Raw genomic sequence first — 676 nt, forward strand, 5'->3', positions numbered from 1 at the left:
GCCGTGCCGGGGGGTGGGCCAGTCCGGTGCTCAACCACGGCCCGATCACGCTGGACACGCGCACCTCGGAGGTTCACTTGGACGGCGAACCGATCACCCTCACGGCGTTCGAGTACCGCCTTCTCGCCTACCTCATGCACCACCCCGGCGAGGTGCTGTCGAAGACACAGCTCATGGAGCACCTCTACGCCGACGACGACCAGCGCGACTCCAACGTCCTCGAGGTCTTCGTCCGCCGCCTGCGCCGCAAGCTCGATCCGCACCGGCGCTGGCAGCCCATAGAGACCCTGCGCGGCCAGGGCTACCGGCTCGCGCCGTGGCGGTAACGGCCTCACTCCACAGACGGCTGCTGGTCACCGCCGGCATCGTTACCGTGGCATTCACCCTGCTCGCAGCGACCGGCCTGGAGCAGGCGTTCCGCCGCAGCGCGATCGCCGCCGAGCGCGACCGCCTGCGTGGCCAGGTCCATACCCTGCTCGCGGCCATGCGCGTGGGCGAGAAAGGCATACGCCCCGGAGCCAGCCTGCCGGAGCCCCGGTTCGCCCGCCCGGGCTCCGGGCTGTATGCGTGGGTGCTCACGCCGGAGGGAGGCCAGGTCTGGCACTCGCGCTCCGCGATCGGCCAGTCCCTGCCGGCCCCGGAGTGGGTCACCCCCGGCACGGTCCGGTTCCGGCAC

1 protein-coding gene and 1 pseudogene are annotated in these 676 nt (G+C 71.7%); both read left to right on the top strand.

Annotation, left to right across the window (positions count from 1 at the left end):
• Window positions 1–326, top strand: a 326-nt coding sequence (locus G7A99_RS23250) for a winged helix-turn-helix domain-containing protein (protein WP_163144418.1), incomplete at its 5' end; no start/stop codon positions are given.
• Window positions 317–676, top strand: a pseudogene (locus G7A99_RS23255) (hypothetical protein); the annotation flags it as partial. The gene G7A99_RS23250 and the pseudogene G7A99_RS23255, both read left to right, overlap by 10 nt.

Source organism: Arhodomonas sp. KWT (assembly GCF_010993615.1).